Origin of the sequence: Nevskia sp., assembly GCF_023266035.1 — a bacterium.
Classification (GTDB): Bacteria; Pseudomonadota; Gammaproteobacteria; order Nevskiales; family Nevskiaceae; genus Nevskia.
This window is the reverse complement of record NZ_JAHFRY010000009.1, coordinates 1-23,272: the sequence shown is the minus strand read 5'-3', so window position 1 is coordinate 23,272 and position 23,272 is coordinate 1. Positions and strand designations below refer to the sequence as shown.

The 23,272-nt window shown below is 65.4% G+C and carries 22 protein-coding genes and 1 pseudogene; 9 read left to right on the top strand and 14 right to left on the bottom strand.

The genetic code is table 11. The features are described 5' to 3' along the window. The first annotated feature begins 15 nt into the window (after window positions 1–15). Window positions 16–501, top strand: a complete 486-nt coding sequence (locus Q0D45_RS02000; RefSeq protein WP_293387772.1) for a hypothetical protein — start codon at window positions 16–18, stop codon at window positions 499–501. Between the two features lie 19 nt (window positions 502–520). Here the strand turns inward: Q0D45_RS02000 and Q0D45_RS01995 are convergent, their stop codons facing one another. Further along, window positions 521–1,066 carry a cob(I)yrinic acid a,c-diamide adenosyltransferase gene (locus Q0D45_RS01995; protein ID WP_293387770.1) on the bottom strand — a complete coding sequence of 182 codons (546 nt, stop codon included), beginning with the start codon at window positions 1,064–1,066 and terminating at the stop codon, window positions 521–523. A 232-nt stretch (window positions 1,067–1,298) separates the two neighbouring features. Here Q0D45_RS01995 and Q0D45_RS01990 point away from each other — a divergent pair, with 232 nt between their 5' ends. Together Q0D45_RS01990 and Q0D45_RS01985 are read left to right on the top strand one after the other, a co-directional pair. Then, the gene (locus Q0D45_RS01990; RefSeq protein ID WP_293387768.1) at window positions 1,299–2,087 is read left to right on the top strand and encodes an inositol monophosphatase family protein; all 789 of its coding nucleotides are present in this window, start codon (window positions 1,299–1,301) and stop codon (window positions 2,085–2,087) included. Between the two features lie 28 nt (window positions 2,088–2,115). Further along, window positions 2,116–2,916: an SDR family oxidoreductase gene (locus tag Q0D45_RS01985; RefSeq protein ID WP_293387766.1), complete on the top strand. Its 801-nt coding sequence runs from the start codon at window positions 2,116–2,118 to the stop codon at window positions 2,914–2,916. Window positions 2,917–2,932: 16 nt separating this feature from the next. Here the strand turns inward: Q0D45_RS01985 and Q0D45_RS01980 are convergent, their stop codons facing one another. After that, a complete protein-coding gene (locus tag Q0D45_RS01980; RefSeq protein ID WP_293387764.1) occupies window positions 2,933–3,430 on the bottom strand; it encodes a DUF4864 domain-containing protein in 498 nt (165 codons plus the stop codon). 74 nt (window positions 3,431–3,504) lie between these two features. On the opposite strand from Q0D45_RS01980, the gene Q0D45_RS01975 reads away from it, so the two are divergent. Together Q0D45_RS01975 and Q0D45_RS01970 are read left to right on the top strand one after the other, a co-directional pair. Then, window positions 3,505–4,296: a M48 family metallopeptidase gene (locus Q0D45_RS01975; RefSeq protein WP_293387762.1), complete on the top strand. Its 792-nt coding sequence runs from the start codon at window positions 3,505–3,507 to the stop codon at window positions 4,294–4,296. A gap of 105 nt (window positions 4,297–4,401) precedes the next feature. Further along, window positions 4,402–4,659, top strand: a complete 258-nt coding sequence (locus tag Q0D45_RS01970) for a hypothetical protein (protein ID WP_293387760.1) — start codon at window positions 4,402–4,404, stop codon at window positions 4,657–4,659. A gap of 309 nt (window positions 4,660–4,968) precedes the next feature. Here the strand turns inward: Q0D45_RS01970 and Q0D45_RS01965 are convergent, their stop codons facing one another. The 10 genes from Q0D45_RS01965 to Q0D45_RS01920 form a co-directional block, all read right to left on the bottom strand. Next, complete coding sequence (locus Q0D45_RS01965) at window positions 4,969–5,970, bottom strand: oligopeptide/dipeptide ABC transporter ATP-binding protein (protein WP_293387758.1); 1,002 nt, start codon at window positions 5,968–5,970, stop codon at window positions 4,969–4,971. Window positions 5,971–6,038: 68 nt separating this feature from the next. After that, window positions 6,039–6,563, bottom strand: coding sequence for a Dps family protein (locus Q0D45_RS01960; protein WP_293387756.1), 525 nt, complete (start codon window positions 6,561–6,563; stop codon window positions 6,039–6,041). A gap of 83 nt (window positions 6,564–6,646) precedes the next feature. Then, complete coding sequence (locus Q0D45_RS01955) at window positions 6,647–7,618, bottom strand: SDR family oxidoreductase (protein ID WP_293387754.1); 972 nt, start codon at window positions 7,616–7,618, stop codon at window positions 6,647–6,649. Then, window positions 7,618–8,451, bottom strand: a complete 834-nt coding sequence (locus Q0D45_RS01950) for a lysophospholipid acyltransferase family protein (protein ID WP_293387753.1) — start codon at window positions 8,449–8,451, stop codon at window positions 7,618–7,620. Before Q0D45_RS01950 ends, Q0D45_RS01955 begins: the two co-directional genes overlap by 1 nt. A 199-nt stretch (window positions 8,452–8,650) precedes the next feature. Continuing rightward, the gene (locus Q0D45_RS01945) at window positions 8,651–10,744 is read right to left on the bottom strand and encodes a DUF1631 family protein (RefSeq protein ID WP_293387751.1); all 2,094 of its coding nucleotides are present in this window, start codon (window positions 10,742–10,744) and stop codon (window positions 8,651–8,653) included. Window positions 10,745–11,011: 267 nt separating this feature from the next. Next, window positions 11,012–12,817 carry an ABC transporter ATP-binding protein/permease gene (locus Q0D45_RS01940; RefSeq protein WP_366946313.1) on the bottom strand — a complete coding sequence of 602 codons (1,806 nt, stop codon included), beginning with the start codon at window positions 12,815–12,817 and terminating at the stop codon, window positions 11,012–11,014. Between the two features lie 114 nt (window positions 12,818–12,931). Continuing rightward, window positions 12,932–14,035 (bottom strand): M48 family metallopeptidase, encoded by a 1,104-nt coding sequence (locus Q0D45_RS01935; protein ID WP_293387747.1) that lies wholly within the window; start codon window positions 14,033–14,035, stop codon window positions 12,932–12,934. Window position 14,036: 1 nt separating this feature from the next. Beyond that, complete coding sequence (locus tag Q0D45_RS01930; protein ID WP_293387745.1) at window positions 14,037–14,846, bottom strand: TIGR00266 family protein; 810 nt, start codon at window positions 14,844–14,846, stop codon at window positions 14,037–14,039. A 37-nt stretch (window positions 14,847–14,883) separates the two neighbouring features. Beyond that, window positions 14,884–15,978, bottom strand: coding sequence for a L,D-transpeptidase family protein (locus Q0D45_RS01925; RefSeq protein WP_293387743.1), 1,095 nt, complete (start codon window positions 15,976–15,978; stop codon window positions 14,884–14,886). An 8-nt stretch (window positions 15,979–15,986) separates the two neighbouring features. Beyond that, window positions 15,987–16,925: a tetratricopeptide repeat protein gene (locus Q0D45_RS01920; protein WP_293387741.1), complete on the bottom strand. Its 939-nt coding sequence runs from the start codon at window positions 16,923–16,925 to the stop codon at window positions 15,987–15,989. 244 nt (window positions 16,926–17,169) lie between these two features. Here Q0D45_RS01920 and waaC point away from each other — a divergent pair, with 244 nt between their 5' ends. Continuing rightward, the gene (gene waaC / locus Q0D45_RS01915) at window positions 17,170–18,165 is read left to right on the top strand and encodes a lipopolysaccharide heptosyltransferase I (protein WP_293387739.1); all 996 of its coding nucleotides are present in this window, start codon (window positions 17,170–17,172) and stop codon (window positions 18,163–18,165) included. Here the strand turns inward: waaC and Q0D45_RS01910 are convergent. Together Q0D45_RS01910 and lpxL are read right to left on the bottom strand one after the other, a co-directional pair. After that, window positions 18,119–19,180: a hypothetical protein gene (locus tag Q0D45_RS01910; RefSeq protein ID WP_293387737.1), complete on the bottom strand. Its 1,062-nt coding sequence runs from the start codon at window positions 19,178–19,180 to the stop codon at window positions 18,119–18,121. The genes waaC and Q0D45_RS01910 overlap by 47 nt on opposite strands. After that, window positions 19,177–20,118, bottom strand: a complete 942-nt coding sequence (gene lpxL, locus Q0D45_RS01905; protein ID WP_293387735.1) for an LpxL/LpxP family Kdo(2)-lipid IV(A) lauroyl/palmitoleoyl acyltransferase — start codon at window positions 20,116–20,118, stop codon at window positions 19,177–19,179. Before lpxL ends, Q0D45_RS01910 begins: the two co-directional genes overlap by 4 nt. A gap of 52 nt (window positions 20,119–20,170) precedes the next feature. Between lpxL and waaA the strand changes: the two genes are divergently transcribed. The 3 genes and pseudogenes from waaA to Q0D45_RS01890 form a co-directional block, all read left to right on the top strand. Then, entirely contained in the window at window positions 20,171–21,463 is a 1,293-nt protein-coding gene (waaA, locus tag Q0D45_RS01900; RefSeq protein WP_293387734.1) for a lipid IV(A) 3-deoxy-D-manno-octulosonic acid transferase, read from the top strand. After that, a complete protein-coding gene (locus Q0D45_RS01895; RefSeq protein ID WP_366946312.1) occupies window positions 21,454–22,566 on the top strand; it encodes a ligase-associated DNA damage response exonuclease in 1,113 nt (370 codons plus the stop codon). The genes waaA and Q0D45_RS01895 overlap by 10 nt, the downstream gene beginning before the upstream one ends. Before the next feature lie 469 nt (window positions 22,567–23,035). Further along, a pseudogene (locus Q0D45_RS01890) lies at window positions 23,036–23,272 on the top strand (GDP-mannose dehydrogenase); the annotation flags it as partial.

The following is a 23,272-nucleotide window of genomic DNA, read 5'->3' as shown; positions in this document are numbered from 1 at the left end:
CCGATGGAGCCGTTCATGTCACTGCCTGCCAAGCTGCGCCACGCCGTACTCGCCCCGCTGCTCGCGGCGGCGCTGATGGCCGTGCTGCCTGCCGCCAACGCCCAATTGCTGCTGAAGGACGGTCAGGGGCTGGCCGGAGCACCGAAAGCGGTGCCCGAGAAAGGCAAGGACGACACCTCGCCGGTCACCGAACTGCCGGAAGTGAAGGTTGAAGGCGAGGTCGACGAACTGACCAAGGGCGATCGCAAGCGCCGCAATCAGGCCAAGCGGCTGCCGGGGCTGGGCACCGAGGAAGAACGCAAGCTTGATCGCCTGGAAAAATTGCAGCAGTGGTACGGCGATCTGCCGAAAGACCCGAACAATCTCAACGAAGATTCGCAGCAGTTTCTGGACACTGCCGTCGAGAACGATGATGCCCGGGGCGTGACCCGTCCCGGTACGCCGAACAGCGTGCCGCGCCGCAATCCGGCGGACTACAAGGATCCGCTGGCCAAGCCCTGATCAGGTCTGCAGCTAAAAACTACTCGCTGCGCTTCCAGCTGACTTCCTGGCCGCCGTCCTGGCGGGCCAGGACCCGGCAGCAGACGAACAGATAGTCCGACAGGCGATTGAGGTATTGCGGTACCAGCGGGCTGATCGTTTCATCGGCATTCAGCGCCCATACCGCGCGCTCGGCACGGCGGGCCACGGCCCGCGCCAGATGTGCCGCGGCGGCGGCCGGATTGCCACCCGGCAGCACGAACTCCTTCAGCGGCGGCAGCGTTTCGTTGAGCGTTTCCAGCTCGCTGTCGATGCGCGCCAGATAGCTTTCCTTGACCAGCTCGAAGCCCGGCATCGACAGCTCGCCGCCGAGATCGAACAGCTCGTGCTGGGTGCGCGCCAGCGGGGTGCGGATGCTGTCCGGCAGCGGCTGCACCAGCATCAGGCCGACGCAGCAGTTGAGCTCATCGACATCGCCCATCGCCTGCACGCGCAGATGGGTCTTCGGCACCCGCTCGCCGCTGGACAGGCCGGTGGTGCCCTTGTCGCCGGTGCGGGTGACGATCTTCGACAGTCTGTTGCCCATGAAGCGGTGTCCAGTGATTGGTGTGCAGTGACGGGAGTTCGGTGCAGCGTCGCATGAGTGAACAGGCCCGGGTTGCTGTAGCGGACCGGGCGCCTGCGAACGGCGAAATGATACCAACACATACGATTGGGCCATCTCTGGCCGTTGGATGCCAGCGCCGCCGCGCCTGCCGGGAGCCGGAGGCGGTTTATCATTCGCCGCCCCGCGTATCTGCGGCCTGCCGGAGTGTTGTGTGACCAGTCCTTATCTCGCTGCGGCGCTGGAAGCCGCCGAAGCCGCAGCAGCGGTGATCCGCATGGCCTATCGCGGCCAGTTCTCCGTCGATTACAAGGCCGATGCGAGCCCGGTGACCGAGGTCGATATCGCCGCCGAAGCGACCATCAAGGCGGTGCTCAAAAGCCACTTTCCGGATCACGGTTTCTACGGCGAAGAGCTTGGCAGAGAAGTCGGCGACAACGAGCATCTGTGGCTGATCGACCCGATCGACGGCACCAAGAGCTTCGTCCGTGGCTATCCGATGTTCTCGACCCAGATCGCGCTGATGCACAAGGGCGAACTGGTGCTCGGCGTGTCCTCGGCGCCGTGCTGGGATGGCGCGCTCGGCGAAGTGATGTTTGCCGAGAAAGGCCAGGGCGCCTGGTGCGACAACCAGCGTCTGCAGGTGTCGTCGACCAACACCTTGGCGAAGACCACCTTGTCCACCGGCAACCTCGCGCGGCTGGCGAAAAGCCCGGCCTGGGCGCGGCTCGGCGAGCTGATCGGACGGGTCCATCGCATTCGCGGCTACGGCGATTTCCTGCACTACCATCTGCTGGCCGGCGGCAAGATCGACGCGATCGTCGAGTCCGACGTCAACATTCTCGACATCGCCGCGCTCAGCGTCATCGTTCATGAGGCTGGCGGCGTGTTCACCGATCTCGAAGGCCAGCCGCTCGGCCTTGACACCACCAGCGTCTGCGCCGCGACGCCCGGTCTGCATCAGCAACTGCTCGACATGCTGCGCTGGACGCCTCCGGCCTGATCCCCATCTTCCCCACCTGGACCTCACCATGAGCTACGACTACAGCGGCAAGACGGTATTCGTTTCCGGCGGCACCAGCGGCATCAATCTCGGCATTGCCCACGGCTTCGCGAAAGCCGGCGCCAAGCTGGCGGTGATGTCGCGCAGCCAGGACAAGGTCGACGCGGCGATCGCCGAGCTGAAAGCCCACGGTGGCGAAGTGATCGGCTTCGCGGCCGACGTGCGTGATTACGCGGCCGTCGATGCGGCGTTCAAGGACACCAGCTTGCGCCTCGGCAACATCGACGTGCTGATCTCCGGCGCCGCCGGCAACTTCCCGTCGCCGGCAATGGGCATCTCGCCGAACGGCTTCAAATCGGTGGTCGACATCGATCTGCTCGGCACCTTCCACGTGGTCCGCGCGGCGTTCCCGTATCTGACCAAGCCGGGCGCCTCGGTGATCAACATCAGTGCCCCGCAGGCCTGGATCGCGCTGGAATTCCAGATGCACGTCTGCGCCGCCAAGGCCGGTGTCGACATGGTCACCCGCGTTGCCGCGATCGAATGGGGCCCTCTGGGCGTGCGGGTCAATTCGATCTCGCCGGGACCGATCGAAGGCACCGAAGGCATGCGCCGCCTGGCGCCGAACGAGCGAGCGACCGAACTGGTCAGGGATAGCGTACCGATGGGCTGCTTCGGCAGCACCGACGACATCGCCCAGGCGGCGATGTGGCTGTCGAGCCCGCTGGCCCGCTATGTCACCGGCGTGGTGCTGCCGGTCGACGGCGGCTGGTCACTCGGCGGCGTCACGGCGATGGGTTCGGGCATCAAGAAAGCGATGGGCGGCTAGCTGCCGACGCCCGCATTCAGATCGCGATTTCCGGCTCGCCTTCCTCGGGAGCCTGGACAACGCCGTCGGTCAGCCAGCAGTCCTTGTACGGGCCGTCGGGCTGCTTGCTGAGCGTGAACACGTAGCGATGGCTGACGCCGGTACGGTCGATCAGCTCGACACCCTGGATCGCCTGCCTGCCTTCGCGGATCAGCGGCGCCAAGGTCGAGCCGCGATGGTTGAGCATGGCCGGATAGGTTTCCCGGATCAGCGCCGCGAAGTGCGCCAGCGGGCCGGTCTGGCTGCGGTTGCCGGGCGAGGCGAAGGCGAACACGATCGCGAAGCCGGCATCGCGCACCGGCTTGTCGACATTGGCCAGCGCCGCCAGTTGCAGCTGCACGACGGCGGCCGGCGACAGCGCCGGGTCGGGGCCGATCTTCAGCTTGGCCTCGTCTGCTGCCGCAGCGCGGCCGGCCAGCATCAGCAGCGCCATGAAAGCCGGAATCATCTGCAGCAGCATCGGTCTCAAAGCCATCTGCAACCTCGTAAACTGACTGCGACAGGTTGCACCGAATATAGCGTGGCCCGAACCGAGAACTCCGAAAGATCATGAATCGCCCCCCAAGCCACCAGAAGTTGTTGCTGAGCTTGTTGACCGCCACTGCCGTCGTTGCCTGTGCGACCTCGCCGCTCGGCCGCAACCAGCTGAAGCTGTATTCGGATTCCGACCTCGACGAGATGGGCGTCACCGCGTTCGCGCAGACCGCCAAGGAAACGCCGGTGACCGCCAATGGCCAGGCCACCACCTACGTCAACTGCGTGGCCAATGCGATCACCCGCGAGGTCGGCGGCGTCTGGGAAGTGAAGGTGTTCGAGTCCAAGGACGTCAACGCCTTCGCGCTGCCCGGCGGCAAGATCGGTGTCTACACCGGGCTGCTGCAGGTGGCCAAGGGACAGGACCAGCTGGCCGCCGTCATCGGCCACGAAGTCGCCCACGTGATCGCCGGCCACTCGAACGAGCGCGTCTCGCAGCAGCAGGTCACCGGCATCGGCCTGAACGTGGCGCAGCTGATCGTTGGCGGTGGTGCCGGTGGTGGTGCCTTGATGTCGGCACTCGGCGCCGGTGCCCAGTACGGCGTGCTGCTGCCGTTCTCGCGTGCCCATGAAAGCGAGGCCGATCTGCTCGGCCTCGACTACATGGCCAAGGCTGGTTTCGACCCGCGCCAGGCCGTGCAGCTCTGGCAGAACATGGCCCAGGCCGGCGGCCAGAAGCCACCGGAATTCGCCTCCAGCCATCCGTCCGACGACACCCGCATTCGCCAGATCGCGGCGCGCTTGCCGCAGGATTTGCCGGTGTATCAGTCGGCGCAGGCTAGCGGTAAGAAGCCTAAGTGCAGTTGATGATCGTGTGTCATGAACAAAGAGCAAGCTCTGGCCGCCATTCGAGAGTCCTTTGCTCGAGGATCACTTACTCCGTGCTCGTGGGCTGACAACCGCGAGCTATACATGACTGAACAATCGCAAAAGCTCATTGATGCGGTTGTTGAGCCAGTGCGAGTCTCAATAGTCGAAGAAACCTTTTCGTATGGCGTGGCAGAAAAGCTAAAACGAATGGAAGTGTTCGCAGTGGCTCGCAGCGAAAATAGCTGGTTGTTGTACGCACCCGAAGCTGGCGTGTTCTCGTTGGCCTTTGGCTTAGCCCCTGATTCGCTCAGAATCTTGGGCTTCGCGTCTGACGATGCCTTGGCTGAATGGCTTGGTTAATGAGCGACTAGCCCGGGTGCAACCCGGCTGCTAAAAGTCCGTCCTGCCCGCGCAGGCGGGAATCCAGTTTTGGCCGTAGCGCGCCGCGTCAGAACTGGATTCCCGCCTGCGCGGGAATGACGATGTTGGCAGTAAGTAGCCCGGGTGCAACCCGGGGCGTAGGCGGCGAATCCCGGATTGCATCCGGGCTACCTATTTGTCTTCGGCTTCTCTCTGCGTCTTTGCGTTCTTTGCGTGAGGCCGCGTTTGCCGTTGCAGCGGGTAGCCAACGAGGCCAGCACCGTCGGCTTAAAACCCTACCTGCAGAACTTAGCCACCAGCCGCCACGAAGTGACAAGCCGCGTACTGCTCGCCATCTACCCGCCGCAGCAGCGGCACGCTCTGCACGCAGGCGTGTTCGGCGAGCGGGCAGCGCGGGTGGAACACGCAGCCCATCGGCGGCTGGGCCGGGTTCGGGGTGTCACCGCCGAGTAGCCGGCGCTTCTTCGGTTTGCTGCCATCGGCTTCGATCACCGGGGCGGCTTCGAGCAGCGCCCGCGTGTACGGGTGGCGGGGCCGGGCGTAGACGTTGTCGGCGCGGCCCTGTTCCATGACCTTGCCGAGGTACATCACCAGCACGCGGTCCGATAGCTGGCGGACCACGGCGAGATCGTGGGCGATGAAGATCATCGCCAGATTGCGTTCGCGGGCCAGCTCGGTGAGCAGGTTGATGATCTGTGCCTGGATCGAGACATCGAGTGCCGAGACCGGCTCGTCGCAGATCAAGAGCTTGGGCTCGACGATCAACGCCCGGGCGATACCGACTCGCTGGCCCTGGCCACCGGACAGCTCGCGCGGCTTGCGATCCGCCAGTTCCGGGCCGAGGCCGACCCGATCGAGCAGCGCCAGCGCCCGGCTGCGCCGGTCGGCGGCGTCGAACTCCGGTCGCAGTGCCTTGAGCGGCTCGGCGACGATGTCGACGATCTTCATCTTCGGGCTCAAGGAAGCGAGCGGGTCCTGGAAGACCAGCTGCACGTCGCGGCGCAGCGGTCGCCAGTCCTTGCGGCTCAGGCCGATCAGTTCGGTGCCGTTGTAGCGGATCGAGCCCGAGGTGGCTTCCTGCAGGCCAACCAGGGTACGGGCCAGGGTCGATTTGCCGCAGCCGGATTCGCCGACGATGCCGAGCGTCTCGCCAGGCTGAAGGTCGAAGTGCAGGTCGTCGATGGCCCGGATGTCGGCCGGGCGACCTCCAGACATGAACCCGGGCAGCAGGCCGCGCCTGGCATAAAGCACGCGCAGGCGGCGGACGGACAGGAGCGGAGCGGTGGCCATGAGAAACGGTGCGCAAGAAAAAGGCCGACTGTTGTCGGCCCTTTCATTTTACGGCTTATGCGGCTCGATCATTCGAGCAGCGAGCGCAGCATCCACGCGGTCTTTTCGTGCAGCTGCAGGCGCTGGGTCAGCAGGTCCGCGGTCGGCTCGTCGCTGGCCTTTTCGGCGAGCGGGAACACCGAACGTGCCGTTTTCGCGCAGGCCTCGTGGCCCTTGACCAGCTTTTTGACCATGTCCATCGCCGCCGGCACGCCTTCGTCTTCGTCGATGCTCGACAGCTTGGCGTACTGGCCGTAGGTGCCCGGCGCCGGGAAGCCCAGCGCGCGAATGCGCTCGGCGACCAGATCCACGGCCAGCGATGATTCGGTGTACTGGCCCATGAACATCAGGTGCAGCGTGTTGAACATCGGCCCGGTGACGTTCCAGTGGAAGTTGTGGGTCTTCAGATACAGCGTGTACTCGTCGGCCAGCAGGCGCGACAGGCCGTGGGCGATCGCGGCACGGTCGGCCTTGCTGATGCCGATGTCGATCGTCGCTTCGCTGGTGGCTGGCGCCAGCTTGGGGGCCTTCGGTTTGGTCTTTTCCTTGCTCATGGGGTTTCCTGTCAGAAGTGGGCGGGTTGGAAAGGTAGCGCTCAGACCGCTGTCGGCGTCGGCGGTTCGGCTGGCTGTAGAGACTAGCTCGCGCTGAGTTTCTGCTTGCGGTAGTAGGTGAAGATGTCGTTGAGATTGCGCCGCGGACGCCAGGAAAAGGTTTCGCGGAACAGGCGGCCGTCGAGGATCACCGGATACTTGAAGTAGTTGACCAGATACGGCGGGAAGAAGGCGTTCCAGTTCAGCACCGAGGCCACCAGTTTCGGCAACGACGGCGGGATCGACAGCACCGGCAGCTTGCGGCAGCCGCACTGGGTCACTGCTTCCTGATACGGCACGTAGTCGTCCGGGGCGACGTTGTAGATGCCCGGCTTGTTCTGCTCGAAGGCGGCGATCATCGCGTCGGTCATGTCGTCGACGTGCAGGAACTGCATCAGCGGCGAGAAGCCGAGCAGCACCGGCACCAGACTGCGCGACAGCAGGATCGACATGGTGTTGCGCACACCCGGGCCGAGCACGTTGCAGGGCCGCAGAATGGTGATGTTCAGCTCCGGATGCTTCCACAGATAGATATTGGCGAGGCTTTCCAGCTCCACCGAATCGACCAGATCCTGGGTCACCTCGCTGGCCTTCAGCGGCGCATCCTCGTCGATCAGCGCCGGGTTGTAGGCGCTGGCGCCGTAGACGTAGTAGGTCGAATGGATGATCACCTGGCCGACCTTGTACTTGCGGCACAGGTCGAGCAGCCGTTTGCAGCCGAGCACGTTGGCGTTGTAGCGCTGCTGCCGGGTTTTCTCGTGCGCGAAGATGCGGCCGATGTGGATCACCGCATCGACCTTGTGGCTGGCGAAGATGTCCTCGAAGCCGCGCTTGTGCAGCTCGACCAGATAGCTCGGGATGCCGGCATCGGTTTCGACCTTGCGGCGGAAATCGACGGCGATGACGTTGTACTGGCCGTGCAGGCGGGCGATCACCCGCTTGGCCAGCGAGCCGGCAGCGCCGGTCACCAGCACGGTTTTTTTCGGGGCAGCGCGGCTGCCGGTTCTGGTCGCCATCAGTAGAGACTCGTGCGTTCGTCGAGGCCGAGCTGCATCAGCCGGCGCAGTTCGGTTTTCACCGTTTCCACCTGTTCGGTCACTTCGGCCTCGCTGGCCGCCGGCGAGAAGTGCATCGGCTTGCCGAAATTCAGATACACCCGCGCCGGCAGCGGCAGCAGGCTGGGCACGATCGGCAGATAGGGCAGGCCGAGCAGCTTCGCGATTGGTGCCAGATTGATGACGGCGGGCATGGTTTCCTCGCAGCCGACGATGCCCACCGGCACGATCGGCGCGTGGTGGTTCATCGCCAGATGCATGAAGCCATTGCCGAAGCGTTGCAGCTGGTAACGCTTGCGATACAGCTTGCCGGAGCCGCGAATGCCTTCCGGGTAGACGATGATCGCCTCATCCATGTCGAGCATCTTCGAGCAGTTCACCGGATCGCCGATGACGCCGCCGAGCGCGTTCAGGAAATTGCCGAGCCAGGGCACGGTGGGGAAGAAGCGCTCGATCATCGCCCGCGCCAGACGCGGGCCGTGCGGGTTGGTCGCGGCGGCGACGCCGACCAGCAGGCCATCCATCGGCAACTGGCCGCTGTGATTGCCGACGATCAGCACCCGGCCTTCGCTGGGGATGTTTTTCAGGCCGTGCGCGGTGACCCGGAAGTAGTGGTCGTAGAGCAGCTTCGCGGCGCCGAGGGCAAGCTTGAAGGTGTCTTCGTTGTAGCCCCAAGGGTCATAGCCGAAGCTGCCGACCGGCTTCGGAATGCTGGCCACCAAGGCTTCGATGTCCGCTGTGACCAGCTTGGCGGCAATGCGCTGCTTCACGTCGAGCGAGCCGAGACTGAGCATGAGTGTGGGGTCGATTTTCTTCTGAGCGGTTGACCTGCTGGTCTGATTGAAGACCGGATCAAGCTTCGATCCGGCCCTCTCAGACCTTGAGCGGTCGCCTCGCCTCAACTTAGTGCAAAAGCCCGGTGCCGGGAAGATGCTGCGGCGGCTTTATTGCCGGGAGTGCACTACGAATGCCGGCTCGGACGGCCGACAACGATCAGGCTGCGCGGGCCAGGTAGCGGTCGAGCGCGGCGCGGGCGGCCGGGTCGAGATCGATCGGCACGGTGCGCCGGACGAGCAGATCGTCGAGCAGCATCCGCGACTTTAGCAGCAGGGTATTGCTGCCATCGAATTCGGCGAAGGCGGCGCAGTCGAGGCCGGCGTAATAGGCCACCGCTTTCATCCAGCGTCCTTCGTTGCGATCGTGATCGTGGACCAGGAACCAGGCGCCGGGCTGCACCAGTTGTTCGAGCAGCTCGGTGACGTTTTCGGTCGCGTCGGCAGCGGTGGCGGCATGCAGTACTGGCGGCGGCACAGCATCCGGTGACGGCTCGGCAGGCGGCTGGTTCGGCTGGCCCGGATGAATCAACTTGCCGAGCGCGGCCTCGAAGCCGTTCAGCGCATCGTTGATGCGGCCTTCAGCGAGGCCGACGGCCTTGAACGCGGTGGCCAGTTCGGCACGCAGCTCGCGCCGCAGCGCCTCGCTGCGCTGATCGTCGCGGGCCGGATCGAGCATCGCGACGATCTGATCGAGCTCGGCGAAGCCCTGTTTCCATTCGGCGCTTTCGGGCCCGTGATGCAGCAGGTGCATCGCCATCATCGGCGCCCACAGCGAGTTCAGCAGCGGCCGCACTTCGTCGCTGATCGTGGTGCCGGAGGTTCGCAAGTGCAGTTCACCGGCGATGATCCGGCGCACCTTGGCGACGATCGCCTGACGGCGCGTGGCCGTCTGGGCCATCTGCTCTTCGATGAAGCGTTCGGCCTGATCGGTGGCGATCAGCTCGATCTCCGGCGGCGGCTTGCGCAGCGATTCGGCGGCGATATCGAACTGCTGCTGGATCTGCGACACCAGCTCGGCGATGCGGGCCCGATGCTCCGAGCCGCCGGTTCTGGCCGTCGAGGCCATGGTCGCCAGTTCGTTGATCAGGCCTCTGACCGGATGATCCGGATCGCTGATGAAGGCGATGTCCTTCAGCGCCACTTTCATCGTCGACAGGCGCAAGCCGTCGAACTGCACGCGCAGCGAGTTCGGCAGGTGCGGGTCGGCGAGGATGTCGTTGAACATGTGGCCGACCAGACTGGCGCGCTGCACATAGGCGGCGGTCTGGCGCGGCGTCCAGCCGAGGATCGTCATGCCTTGCGAAGCGGCGGCGAGATCGGCGGCGAGGCTGGCGTTCGAGTACGCGGCGGCATCGGGCGGCGTCGCGGAGAGGCGTTGCAGGCTGGCCAGTGACTGCGGGTCGAGGGCCGGCGAGGTCATCATCGATGCGGCAAGGCCGGCCGGCGCGCGAAACTCCGGCTGGGCTGCGGTCTGGCCAAATTGATCGGAGAAGCCGCGCGGCGCATGCGTGGCGGCGGCTTCGCCGTTCGGCATGTCTCCGCTCAGTGTGCCGCCCGGGCGCGCGTTCGGCACATGGCCTGGCCCGTAGCCTGAGTGAGCGGACTGCACGCCGTGCTGCTTCAGGAAATTCAGCGCCTTGAAGTAGAGATCGGCGAGTTCGCTGATCACCAGGCGATCGAACAGCTTGAACACCACCAGTTCGACGTCCGAGCCGACGTTCAGGGTTTCGGCTGCCGAGCGGAACGCGCGGCAGATGGTCAGCGGTGCCAGCGCGTCGATCGACATCGGCGCGTGATGGTTCTCGACCAGCGTCTTGACCCGCCCGCCAATATCCCAGAGCGTGGTCTTGTAGAGACCCTCGGCCTTGGCCGCCATGTTCGAGACGGCGATGTCGAGCTCGACGGCTTCGTTCTTCTGCAGGCTCAGCTCGCCGTCAGCTTCCCGGCTGCCGGCGACTGGAAACGCTGCATCGAAGCCCTTGCTGTAGTGGTCGCAGAACCGCGTGGTCATGTTCTTGCGGTCGAGACGCACGGCCCGCATGGTGTCGAAGAACAGACGACGATCCTGGTTGTTGGTGGCGCGTTCGGCGAACTCGAAGAGCAGATCGTCGGCGCCGTCGAACATGATATTGAGCCGCTCGCGCAGGGCTTCGACCACCTGCAGGCGCAGCGTCTCCACCAGCTGAACCGTGCCCTCGGCAGCTTTGCTCTTGCCGCGCAGCAGGCTCACCACTTTCGGGTTGCCGTTCACCACTCGCGCTGCCCTTCGGTCACGGCGCAGCTCGGCGGCGCAAGGCGCGCGCGCCGGGCACAGACGTGCTTGCTGGAAGGGTCAGGGATCATGGTTGCCACTTTATGGGGCATCGCGCGCGACGCCCGACCTGCTAAACGATTTTGTCCACGGATCAAAGCACTTGCGCGAAATATTGCAAGCAGATGAATTGATTTCCGTCGGATCATCGCAGGGCGCAACAGTGATGACCAGCGTCTTCCGCAACTGACGAAGCGGGCGATGCAGTCACCCCGCAGGGCTGCCAACCTGCTCGCCAAGTTGCAGGTTCCACAGCCGGGCATAAGCGCCGTTCGCGGCCAGCAGGCTGGCGTGCGAGCCGTGCTCGACGACCACGCCCTGATCGAGCACGACGATGGTGTCGGCATCGGTGATCGTCGACAGCCGATGGGCGATGACCAGGGTCGTGCGCCGCTCGGTGGCTGCCTGCAGGGCGTCGAGAATCGCTGCCTCGGCACGCGAATCCAGCGACGAAGTTGCTTCATCCAGGATCAGGATCGGCGGGTCCTTGAGCAAGGCACGGGCGATCGCGATGCGCTGCTTCTCGCCACCGGAGACTTTGAGACCGCGCTCGCCCACGTGCGTCTCGTAGCCCTGCGGCAGGCGGGCGATGAAGCCGTCGAGATGGGCCAGCTTGGCGGCGCGCTCGACTTCGGCGCGGGTCGCGCCCGGCCGGCCGTAGGCGATGTTGTATTCGATGGTGTCGTTGAACAGCACGGTGTCTTGCGGCACCACGCCGATCAGCCGGCGCAGGCTGTCCTGCGGCATTGCGCGCAGGTCGACGCCGTCGATGCTGATCGAGCCGTGATCCGGATCGTAGAAGCGGAACAGCAGCCGGGCCAAGGTCGATTTGCCGGCGCCGCTGGCGCCGACCACCGCGAGTTTCTTGCCAGGCGCGATCACGAAGCTGACGCCGCTCAGGATGTTGCGGGCCGCGCTGTAACCGAAGCGCACGTCATCGAAGCGGATCGCCGGGCTGCCACCGCTGGTGCGCAGCAGCGGCATGGCATCGGGCGCATCGACGATCTTTGCCGGCTGTTCGATCAGGCCGAACATCTTCTGCATGTCGGTCAGCGCGCGGCGGATTTCGCGGTAGACGAAGCCGAGGAAGTTCAGCGGCACGAACAGCTGGATCATGTAGGCATTGACGGCGACGAAGCCACCGACGGTCATCGCACCGCCGACCACTTCGGCCGCTGCCAGCCACATCATCGCCGTGATCGACCCGGCGACGATCAGCGCCTGGCCGGTGTTCAACGCCGACAGGGACATCCGGTTCTGCGAGGTCGCGCGTTCCCAGGCGGCCATGCTGTCGTCGTAGCGCTCGGCTTCCCAGCGTTCGTTGCCGAAGTACTTGACCGTTTCGTAGTTGAGCAGGGAATCGATCGCGCGAGTGTTGGCTTTCGAGTCCATGGTGTTCGCCGCGCGCACGAATTTGGTGCGCCACTCGGTCACCCAGACGGAAAACGCGACATAGAGCACCACCGAAACGCCGGCGATCGCCGCGAACCGGCCGTCGTACTGCTTCCACAGAATGCCGGCGACCAGTGCGATCTCGAACAGCGTCGGCACGATGTTGAAGGTCAGAAAGCGCAGCAGGAAGCTGATGCCGTCGACGCCGCGCTCGATATCTCGACTGAGCGCGCCGGTGCGCCGAGACAGATGGAATTCCAGATCGAGCCGATGCAGATGCTCGAATACTTTCAGCGCGGCCCGGCGTTGAGCGCGCTCGGCGACCCGGCCGAAGACCAGATCGCGCAGTTCGCCGAGCAGCACATTCAGGAAGCGGAAAGCACCGTAGGCGAGCAGCAGGGCGGCGGGCACCACCAGCGCCAGGCCTTCACGCGGACCAAGGCCATCGACCAGCTGCTTCATCAGCTGCGGCAGCCAGACGCCGGCGATCTTGGCGATGAACAGCAGGCTCAGCGCCACCGTGAGGCGGCCGGGAAACTCGGCGAGATAAGGTTTCAGCGCGACCAGCGCCTTGGCTAGCGACGGCTCGACGACGGCGTCTTCGGCAGCGTCGCCGGCCAGTCCTGAATCTAGGGGTGTGCGGCGGTGGCCGGGACGGGACAAGGCGGGGCGATCCGGAGTGGTAGGCAGCGGTATGTTGCGCTGAACGCGGCCGGTTCAAGCCGCAGGCGATTTCTAGGGCGCCTTGTCGTCCGGTTCGAGGCTGGCTTTCACCGCCGGCCAGTCGATCGCCAGCGGCGGGTAGTCCTTCTTCGGCAGCGCTTTGATGCCGGCCTCGATCGCCGCAATCCGCTCCTCGGTGGCCGGATGGCTGGACAGCAGCGCGATCGGCATCTGCGGAGCTTCCTTGGCCAAGGTCCGGAAAAACGTCGCCATGCCTTCGGGCGCGATGTCGGCGCGAACCAGCGCTGCCAGGCCCTGGCTATCGGCTTCGGTTTCGAGATCGCGGCTGTAGTGCGTGGTGCCGACCTGGTAGGCGAGCATGCCGGCCACGGCGCTGACATCGCCGAGCAGCACGGTGGCCATCGTCGCCCAGCCGAGGCCGTTGACCATCGCCTTCAGCGTGTGGCGATTCTCGACGTGCTGCACTTCGTGCGCGAGCACGCCGGCCAGTTCCTCGGGCGTCTTTGCCGCGAGGATCAGGCCGCGATGAACAACGACATAGCCGCCGGGCGCGGCGAAGGCGTTGATGCTCGAGTCTTCAAGCACCGCCCAGTGATAGTGGTAGCGCGAGCCGGCGGTGAGCTGGTTGCCGATGCTGCTGACGGCATCGACGGCGGGCCCGCTGTCGAGCAGCTTTCCGGACTGCCGCAGCTCGGCCATCGTCGACTTGCCGAGCTTTTCCTCGACCTCGGTCGGCACCATGCGCACCGCCCAGTCGACGATCAGCCCGTAGCCAAGCACCACGCTGATCACCAGCACGGCCAGGCTTGCCGCCAGCCCGCCGAGCAGCAGCCACTTGCCACGATCGTTCCGGCCGCTGCGAACATGGCGGCGCAGCGCTGCTTCAAGCGTGGCCGGTGCGCTGGCGATCAGGGTGGCGCGCGCCACCATATCGAGGGGGGCCAGCGACAGCCGGCCGCGCGTGACGTCGGTCCAACCGAGGTAGAGCGTGTCGTGATCGAAGCCACCGGTTTCGACGGTGATCGCATCAGCTGTCGCTTCCAGCCGCAGATCGCCGCCGACCTGCAGGCGATTGCCGACGAACTGCGCGCTGACCTTCAGCCCGGCCGGCGGCAGGTCGCGGCCATAGAGCAGCGCGGCGAAGTGCGGGCTCATCTCAGACCGGCATGTCCATGGTCAGGATGTTGATCACCGCGAAGGCGACGACGATCAGGAACCAGACGATCCGGCCGCGTGGATTCGCGGTCATCGCCATGCCGAGCAAGGTGCGGCTCAGGCGTTTCAGCGGCATCGATTGCAGCCAGATGGTGCCGGGACCGGACAGCTGGGCGAAGAACAGGCCTTCGCCGCCGAATAGCGCGGTCTTGATCTTGCCGGCGTACTTGATGTCGTAGCGCACCGAGCTTTGCAGCGCCACGAGGCAGCCGGTATCGACTCTCAGGCTCTGGCCAGGCGCCAGTTGCATTTCGGTCAGCGCGCCGCTGGCGTGGACGAAGGCCACACCATCGCCGGTGAGCTTCTGCATGATGAATCCCTCGCCGCCGAACAGGCCGACTCTGATGCGCTTCTGCCAGGCCAGGCCCACTTCGACGCCGCGCGCACCGGCCAGAAAGGCGCCGCGCTGGACGATCAAGGTGCCGCCGGATGCGGCGAGGTCGATCGGCACGATCTGCCCCGGGCCGGGCGCGGCGAAGGCGACGCGGCGATCAGCAGCGGCGTCGTTGCGGTAGATCGAAGTGAACAGCGATTCGCCGCTGAACTTGCGGCGCACGCCGCGCCACAGGCGGCTGAGGAAGTGGGTTTCGCGACCGCTGCCGTCGCCGATCTCGGTGGAGACCTGCACGTCGTCGTCGACATACATCATCGCGCCCGGCTCGGAAACCGCGCAGCGGCCGGGGGCCAGGCGCACTTCGACGTACTGCAGATCGCTGCCGTGGATGCGGTACTCGATCGGGTCCATGTTCATCGCGGTGCTCCGGGTGCAGGTCCTTCGATTCGAGGGCTCAGCGATTCATCTCGCGGACGATCTTCCAGGCGCCGTCGTCCTGACGCCGCCAGTACTGGTCCGTGCGGGCACCGGAAGCCAGGTTGTCGCCGGTCTGATTCTGGACGAACTGGGCCAGCACCAGGCCGCTTTCGCCGGGATAGGCGAACAGACTGAGATCGCTGAGCGTGATTTCGCCCTGGCTGCGCCAGTCCTCGATTGCTTTCAGCAAAGGCTCGCGCTCGGCATCGAGCTGCGCGGCGGGAACCCAGTCGAGCTGCTCGGCGAGGATCACCGGCGTGCTGTCGACCCTGAGCTGCGAGCGCAGGCTGAGCAGATCGTTGTTCGAGAAGGTCACACAGCCTTCGCTGGAACGCGGCGCACGGACATAGGTATCGGTCGGCACGCCGTGCAGCCAGATGCCGGAGCCGGTGCGGCCCAGCGAGCGGTCCCAGGAATTCGGATAACTCAGCGGCAGCGCGCCTGCACCGTAGAGCGTCGGCAACTGGTCGTCGTCCATCCAGCCGGTGACGCGATAGATGCCGACCGGCGTGCGCAGATCGCCCGCGTTGCGCTTGCCGTAGCCGTTGCGACCGATGCCGGCGTACAGATTACGCACCACGTACTGGCCGGAGCCGTTGTTGTCGATCAGATAGGCGCGGCCCTTGCCGAGATCGACGACCAGCACGTTGCCGATCTGGTCCGACAATTTCATAAGCAGGCTCGGCACCAGGCCAGGCGCCGGGAGCGCGCGCAGCGCGTCGCTGCGATTTCGGTACTCGGCCAGCAAGGCGCCGAGACGTGGATCGTCTTCGTTGGCCGGTGGTGGGTCGACACGGCCACCGGAACGCAGCGCCAGTGCCTGGGCGTACAGCAGCTGGGCGAGACGGAAGTTGGGCTCGATGCTCAGCAGCTGTGCGAGCCGCTGGGTGGCGACCGCGTAACGGCCGTCGCGCATTGCCGCCAACGCGGCGGAGAGGCGGTCTTCCGGATGAATTTCCGCCCTGACCAGCGGCTCATCGGCGGCCCCATCGACAACGTTGTCGGCAATGGTTGCAGCGGCTACCAGCAACAGGCTCGTCGCCAGCAGCGCTGTCGCCAGACCTCGCCCCAACCGCGGACTCAGCGGGTGGTTTCCCGGGTGATCTTCCAGGCGCCGCCAACCTCGGTCATTTCGATGATCTTGCCAACCTTGTCGGAGATCGTGTCGGACGAGTAATCCTGCGTGAACAGCACGCGTACGTGCTGGGCGTCGATCGCCTGCACCTCGGGCGCCACCAGCTCGACATTGATCATCTTGGCCTTGCCGATGCGCGAACGGCGCTGGAGCTGCCACTCGTCGATCGCGAGGCCGCCATCGGGCCTGAAGTCGGACGAATAGGCCGCGAGATAGGCGTCGACATCGCGGGCCGACCAGGCTCTCGCCCAGACTTCCAGCGCTCTCAGCACGGCATCGCTGGAGGCCGGAGCCGTTGGTTCAACGGCGACCGGCGCAGCGGCGACGGGCGCAGGTGCTGCTGCAGTCGATGCCACTGCTGCGGCGACCGGGGCTGGAGCGGCTGCAGGCGCGGCGCGGCCGGCACCGCCATTGGTCAGGCCGCTGAGCAGCGACAGCTTGTAGCGGGTCGATGCGTTGTTGGCGTCCAGTGCCAGTGCCCGGTTGTAGGCGGCACCGGCCAGCGCGGCGTAGATGTCGCCGAGATTTTCGTGTGCGGTGGCATAGCTCGGATTGGTGGCGAGCGCGGCTTCGAGTGCGTCGCGGGCCTTCTCGTAGTTGCCGGTCTGGGCGTACAGCACGGCGAGGTTGTTGTACGGCTCGGGCAGCTGCGGATAATCGCGGGTCAGCTCGGTGAACGCCTTGATCGCGTCCGTGCTCTTGTTCTGCTTGACCAGGATCAGCGCCCGTGTGAAGCGGCCTTCGGCGTCCTGCGGGCTCGCGGCGAGGTAACGATCGATGCGTTTCAGCGCGCCATCGAGATCACCCTGGCTGATCAGGGACTGGGCTTCTTCAACTGGCGTCGCTGCGATTGCTGGCAGCGTCGATGCTGTCAGGCCCATCATCAAAAGAAATGCAGCACTACGGCGTACTGAGCGATTCACGCGTTACCTCTAAATTGGTTCAATTCCATGAAGACAAGGGTGGGTCTTTGCGGCGGCCGGCACTTCCGGCTGATTTACCGGTAGACCATTCGGCATGCGACCCTGCCTTTCCGATGGCCCGGAATATACCAGCAAGTTTCGGGCTGACCCATGACTGAAACCGCCCTGCAAGCCTCGCTCCCGATCCCATTCCTGCCCTGTTCCAATGAAGCTGCTGATCGTCAAGACCACCTCGCTGGGTGACCTGATTCACACGCTGCCGGCCCTTACCGACGCAGTACGCGCCGTGCCGGATCTAGCGGTGGACTGGCTCGCCGAGCGGCCGTTTGCCGAGATTCCACGCTGGCATCCGGCCGTCCAGCGGGTCATCGCATCCGACTTGCGGCGCTGGCGCAAGGTTCCGTTGGCGACATTGCGCGACGGTGACTGGGCCCGCTTTCGTGACGAATTGTGTCAGACCCGATACGACCTGGTGCTCGATGCACAGGGGCTGGTCAAGAGTGCCTGGCTGGCCAGCCGTGCCGACGGCCCGAGTGCCGGACCTGACTGGACATCGGCTCGCGAACCGCTGGCTTCGCTGTTCTATCGTCATCGCTATGCAGTGCCGGCGCACGGTCAGGAACATGCGATCACCCGTACCCGCCGTCTGTTCGCCGCTGCACTCGGCTATCCAGTGCCGGCGGCACTCGATGCGCCGCCGGACAGTGGTCTCGATCGCGACCGCTTCCTGCCGCCCATGGTTGATCAGCCTTACGTGGTGTTCCTGCACGGCACCACCTGGCCGAGCAAGCGCTGGCCGCTGGCCGACTGGCAGGCGCTGGCGCGCTGGCTCAGTCAGCGGGGCCTCGCCGTGATGCTGCCCTGGGGCAGCGAGGCCGAACGCGCCGATGCCGAGCGAATTGCCAGCGCCACGCCGGGTTGCCGGGTGCTGCCGAAGCTGGGGTTAACCGCCGTCGCCGGCTGGATCGCCCATGCCAAGGTCGTGGTCGGCGTCGATACCGGGCTGATGCATCTGGCGGCCGCACTCGCAACGCCGGGCATCTCCTTGTATGGGCCGACGTTGCCGCAGATGACCGGCGCCTTCGGCCGCAATCAGCACTGGCTGTGCAACGAGGACCAGCCGGCGACGATCGACCGCGAGCGGCCGCTGACGGTCAGCCGCGAGCGGGTGATCGAGGCTTTGCGGTCATTGCCCCTGTAGTCATTGCTTCGAGCAGCTCGGCAAGTTCGGCCCGGAAGCCGCCGTAGCTCAAGCCGACGCGTTCTGCACGCTGCCGAGCCTGCGCGATCTCAAGCCGATAGGCGGCGTCATCGCACAGCAGATGGATCGCCGTCGTTTCAAGCAGCGCCTCGTCGGCTTCCGGCTCGGCCAGTGCTGGAAACGCCAGCCGCTGTACCGCGCCGTTGCCGCCGATGTTGACGATGCCGCAGAGCAGCGCATCGCCGGCAATCTGACCGGGCACCCAGCCGGCATCGCGCTGGATCACCAGCCGGTGCCGCGCCAGTTCCTGCAGGAACGCGGGATAGGGCAGTCGCTGCTCGACCCAGCGCAGCGTCGGCACGACGCCGGTCGCTGCCAGCACGCGGGCACGGCCGGCCTCGCCGTCCAGGTTGAACACCGTGAGCGGCGTGCCGGTGGCACGAGCGATGCGACCCGCCAGCCGCAGCGCCTCGGTGTGCCGCCGTGATGGCTGCCCGAATTCCCGGGTGCCGACGACGATGCCGCTGCGGGCTTCGAGGGCTTGCGAGAAATCCCAGCCCGGTTCGTCGAACGGATAGGGCGTGGCGACGAAACGCACGCGCTCCGGCGGCAGGCCGTACGCCTGGTAGTGCGCGTAGCCGGGTTCAGTGGCCGCGAACGCGCCGTCGCAGGCGGCCAGCACCCGGCGATGCAGCCAGCGCCGCCACGAAAACCGCAGCTGATGCTCGATCTGGACACTGCCGCTTTCCTTCCAGCTGACGAACACCGTCAAGCCGCGCGCCTTCAACTGGCGCACCGCGCGCAGATTGGCCAGGCCACGCCCGCGCAGCAGCACGACCACGGCGTCGGCCGCGTCATCGACGGTGTCCGGTGTCTGGTGGAAGCGCCCGCCAGTGGCGGCGGCCCAGGCCCAGTAGTTGATCGGCGCGTGGCCCGGCGCACCCGGTGGCGTCAGCCCACCGCGCCAGTCGACCGGCGCATCGCGACCCCAGGGATTGACGACGTCGAGTCTCATCCGCGGGCGTAGACATCCGGCGCGCCCGGCGGCTGGAACTTGAAGCGCCGGTGGGTCCAGAAATACTGCTCGGGGCAGATGCGGATCGCGTCCTCGATCAGCGCATTGATGCGCCGGGTGTCGGCCTGGTCGTCGCCGCTGGGGAAATTGTCCAGCGCCGGACCCATGGTCACCACGTAGCGGCCATCCTCGCCGCGAGCCGGAAAGAACGGCACGACCTTGGCGCGGCCGAGCTGGGCGAGGCGTGAAGTTGCGGTCAGGGTCAGTGCCGGCACGCCGAAGAACGGCACGAAGATCGCACCCGGCACTTCCAGGGTCTGGTCCGGCGCGTACCAGACCGCGCCACCGTTGCGCAGCGCGCGTAGCAGGTTCTTCAGATCGTCCTTTGGCAGCGCCGGCCGGCCCGAGCGCTGCTCGCGCCAGCGGTGCATCCACCAGTCGACGAAAGCGTTGTCGGCCGGCCGATACATCGCGTGGAACGGCCGATCGGCGAGGCAGATCGAGCGGGCGGCGATTTCCAGCGTGGTGAAATGGCCGGTCAGCAGCAGCACGCCGGAGCCGTCGGCCGCGGCGGCATCGAGATGCTCGACACCGCGCAGTTCCAGCCGGCCCTTCAGCTTCGCATCCGGTGCCAGCCAGGCCAGCAAGGTCTCGAACAGGCCCATGCCCAGCGCCCGGAAATGCGCTTCGACCAGATCGACGATCCGCGCTTCATCGAACTCCGGGAAGCACAGCCGCAGATTGATCCGGGTCACCCGGCGCCGGCTCGGCAGCAGCCGCCAGACCAGCCAGCCGAGCGACGAACCGATCGCCAGCAGCCAGGAAACCGGCAGCCAGCACAAGGCCCGGCCGATGCCGAGCAGCAGCCAGGCCAGCCACCAGCGGGGATGCAGTAGTGCGCGCGGCAGCTTGGCGGAATTGGCTTCGTGGGCAGTCATCGAGCGAGTTTAGCGTTGCGCGCCCGTCGATCGCCCCCCATGCTTGTTACCCGTGCGACTGCTCTACACCTTCCTGCTCTATCTCGCGACGCCGCTGGTGTTGCTGCGCCTGCTGTGGAAAAGCCGCGAGCTACCTGAATATCGCAGTCGTCTCGGTGAGCGCTTCGGGTGGGTGCCTCGGCCGGCCGAGGACATTGCCGTCTGGGTGCACGCGGTTTCCGTCGGCGAGGCATTGGCGGCGCAGCCGCTGATCGAAGCGCTGATCGCCAGCCACGGCGAGCGCCGCATCTGGGTGACATCGACGACGCCGACCGGCTCGGCGCGAGTGATGGCCGCGTTCGGCGACCGCGTCCATCACTCCTATGCGCCTTATGACTTGCCGGATGCGGTTGCCCGGTTCCTGAGCCAGGTGCGCCCGGCCAAGCTGGTGGTGATGGAGACCGAGCTGTGGCCGAACCTGTTTCGTGCCTGCCGGGTTCGCGGCATTCCGCTGACCATCGCCAACGCACGCCTGTCGCCACGCAGCTTCCGTGGTTATGGCCGCGTTCATGGCTTTGCACGGAATACTTTGCGCAATGTCGATTGCGTCGCCGCGCAGTCGAAATCCGATGCCGCCCGCTTCCGCACGCTGGGTGCACCACGCGAACGATTGCGCGTGATCGGCAACCTGAAGTTCGATCTCGCGTTGCCCGATGTCCGGATCGCCGAAGGTGTGGCCCTGCGGGCGCGCTTCGGTGAGCGCCCGGTCTGGGTTGCGGCTTCGACGCATGACGGCGAGGAAGCCGCAGCGCTCGCAGCCCATGCCGCGCTCGTCGAATTGCAGCCGGATGCCTTGCTGGTGCTGGTGCCCCGTCATCCGCAGCGTTTCGACGCCGTGTGGTCGCTGATCGAAGAGGCCGGCTTCGTCGCCGAACGCCGCGCACGGCTGGCCGCGCTCGATCGTTCCAGTCATTCGCCGGAACTGGAAAGCGCGCAGGTCTTTCTCGGCGACAGCATGGGCGAAATGTTCCTGTATCTGGCGATGGCCGATGTCGCTTTCGTCGGCGGCAGCCTGGTGGCGATCGGCGGACACAATGTGCTGGAGCCTGCGGCACTTGGCCTGCCGGTGCTGTTCGGTCCGCACATGCACAACTTCGAAGCGGCGCGCGCGCTGCTACTGGAGCGCGATGCGGCGATCGAGATCGAGGATGCCGCCCGTCTTGCTGAGGAACTGGCGGTGCTGCTCGCCAGCCCTGAACGCCGCCGCGTGATGGGTGCCAATGGTGAAGCCGCCGTCGCCGGCAATCGCGGCGCGCTGAAGCGGCTGATGGCGATCACCGAAGCGCAGACCCCCGCATCGCTGTGAAGGAAGACGATCTCGTCATCGTGCGGCCAGAGGGTCTCTACTGCCCGCAAGGCGATTTCCATATCGACCCCTGGCGTGGCGTGGCGCGTGCCGTGATCACCCACGCCCACGGCGACCATGCGCGGACCGGCAGCCAGCATTACTGGGGCGCCTCGCGCGGGTTGGGCCTGCTGCGTGAGCGGCTGGGCAAGCAGTCGCCGATCACGCCGCTCGATTACGGTCAGAAGCTGCGCTTCAACGAGGTGACGATCTCGCTGCATTCGGCAGGTCACGTGCTCGGCTCCGCACAGGTTCGCATCGAGCATGACGATGGCCGCGTCTGGGGCGTGTCCGGCGATTTCAAGCGTGATGCCGATGCCAGCTGCGACCCCTTCGAACCGTTCCGCTGCGATACCTGGATCACCGAAGCAACCTTCGCGCTGCCGATCTACCGCTGGACCGACACTGCCGAGGTCGCCGCCGAAATCTCTGCCTGGTGGCAGGCCTGCAAGCAGGACGGTCAGGCGGCCGTGCTGTTCTGCTACTCGCTCGGCAAGGCGCAGCGGGTGCTCGCCGAGTTGGCCGCCCTCGCGGCGTCGCCGTCGGACGCCGCGTCAAAACCATCGCCCGACGAAACCGTCTACGTGCACGGGGCGATGCCCGGCCTGATCAAGACCTATCGGCAAGCCGGCATTCAGATGTTGCCGACCGATGCCGTCGGCAATCAGCCGAAGGGCACGTCGTTCGCCGGCAAGCTGGTGCTGGCACCGCCGGGCGCCAGCGGCACGCCGTGGATGAAACGTCTGCATCCCTACTCCACCGGCTTCGCCAGTGGCTGGATGCGCGTGCGCGGCGGCAAGCGCCGCCTGACCTACGATCGCGGCTTCGTGATGAGCGACCACGCTGACTGGGATTCGTTGTTGCGCACCATCGATGACACCGGCGCGAAGCGCGTGCTGGTCACCCATGGCCATGGCGATGCGCTGATCGCCCACCTTCGTGAACGCGGGATCGAGGCCGCGATGCTGGCCACCTCGTTCGTGGGTGAAAGTGGTGCTGCCGATGATCTCGAAACTGACGGCGGTGCGTTGTCCGATGCCGTTGAAATGCCATCTTCAGATTAATTCAAGGTTCTGACGCATATCGCCGATACAGTAGGCAGGTACGAGCCGCGGCTGTAGAAATGAGGCGAGTTCGACCCATGAGGAATCGGGGTCAAATGTAGAAAACTTGTCGGCACTACCGTTTTGTGACGTGGCACGAATTTGCCACCCGTTAGTGCACTTTTGTTCCTGTGACAGGCGATGTCGACCCCGTATACTTGTTGCGCTGCAACGTTGAACGCTTGTCGCAAAACTTTCGGTCAGCAGGTCTCGTCAAAAATTTGTGCAAAGAAAAATTATGCTGTTTTACCAATGAGTTGCGGACGTAAAACGCGCCGATGGCGCGAAACGTGCAGAAAGCGATTCATCGGTTCTGAAGGTGCGCGCTAGGCGCGGCACGCTAGATTCAAATTCACGAAATCGTTGTACTTCGATCATTTGTCGCGCGCTCTTGCTACGGAGTCCGCGATCAGAATTTAGGGAGCAAACCGTGCAAATCAGTATTTTCGGGATGGGTTACGTGGGTGCCGTTTGTGCCGCTTGCCTTAGCGATTACGGGCATGAAGTGATTGGCGTCGATGTGTCCGCACTGAAAGTCAAGCTGATCAATTCCGGCCAGTCTCCGATCGTCGAGCCAGGTCTGGGTGAACTGCTCGCCAAGGGCGTTGCTTCCGGCAAGCTGCGGGCGACCACCGATACCGAAGAAGCGATTCTCGGCTCGGAACTG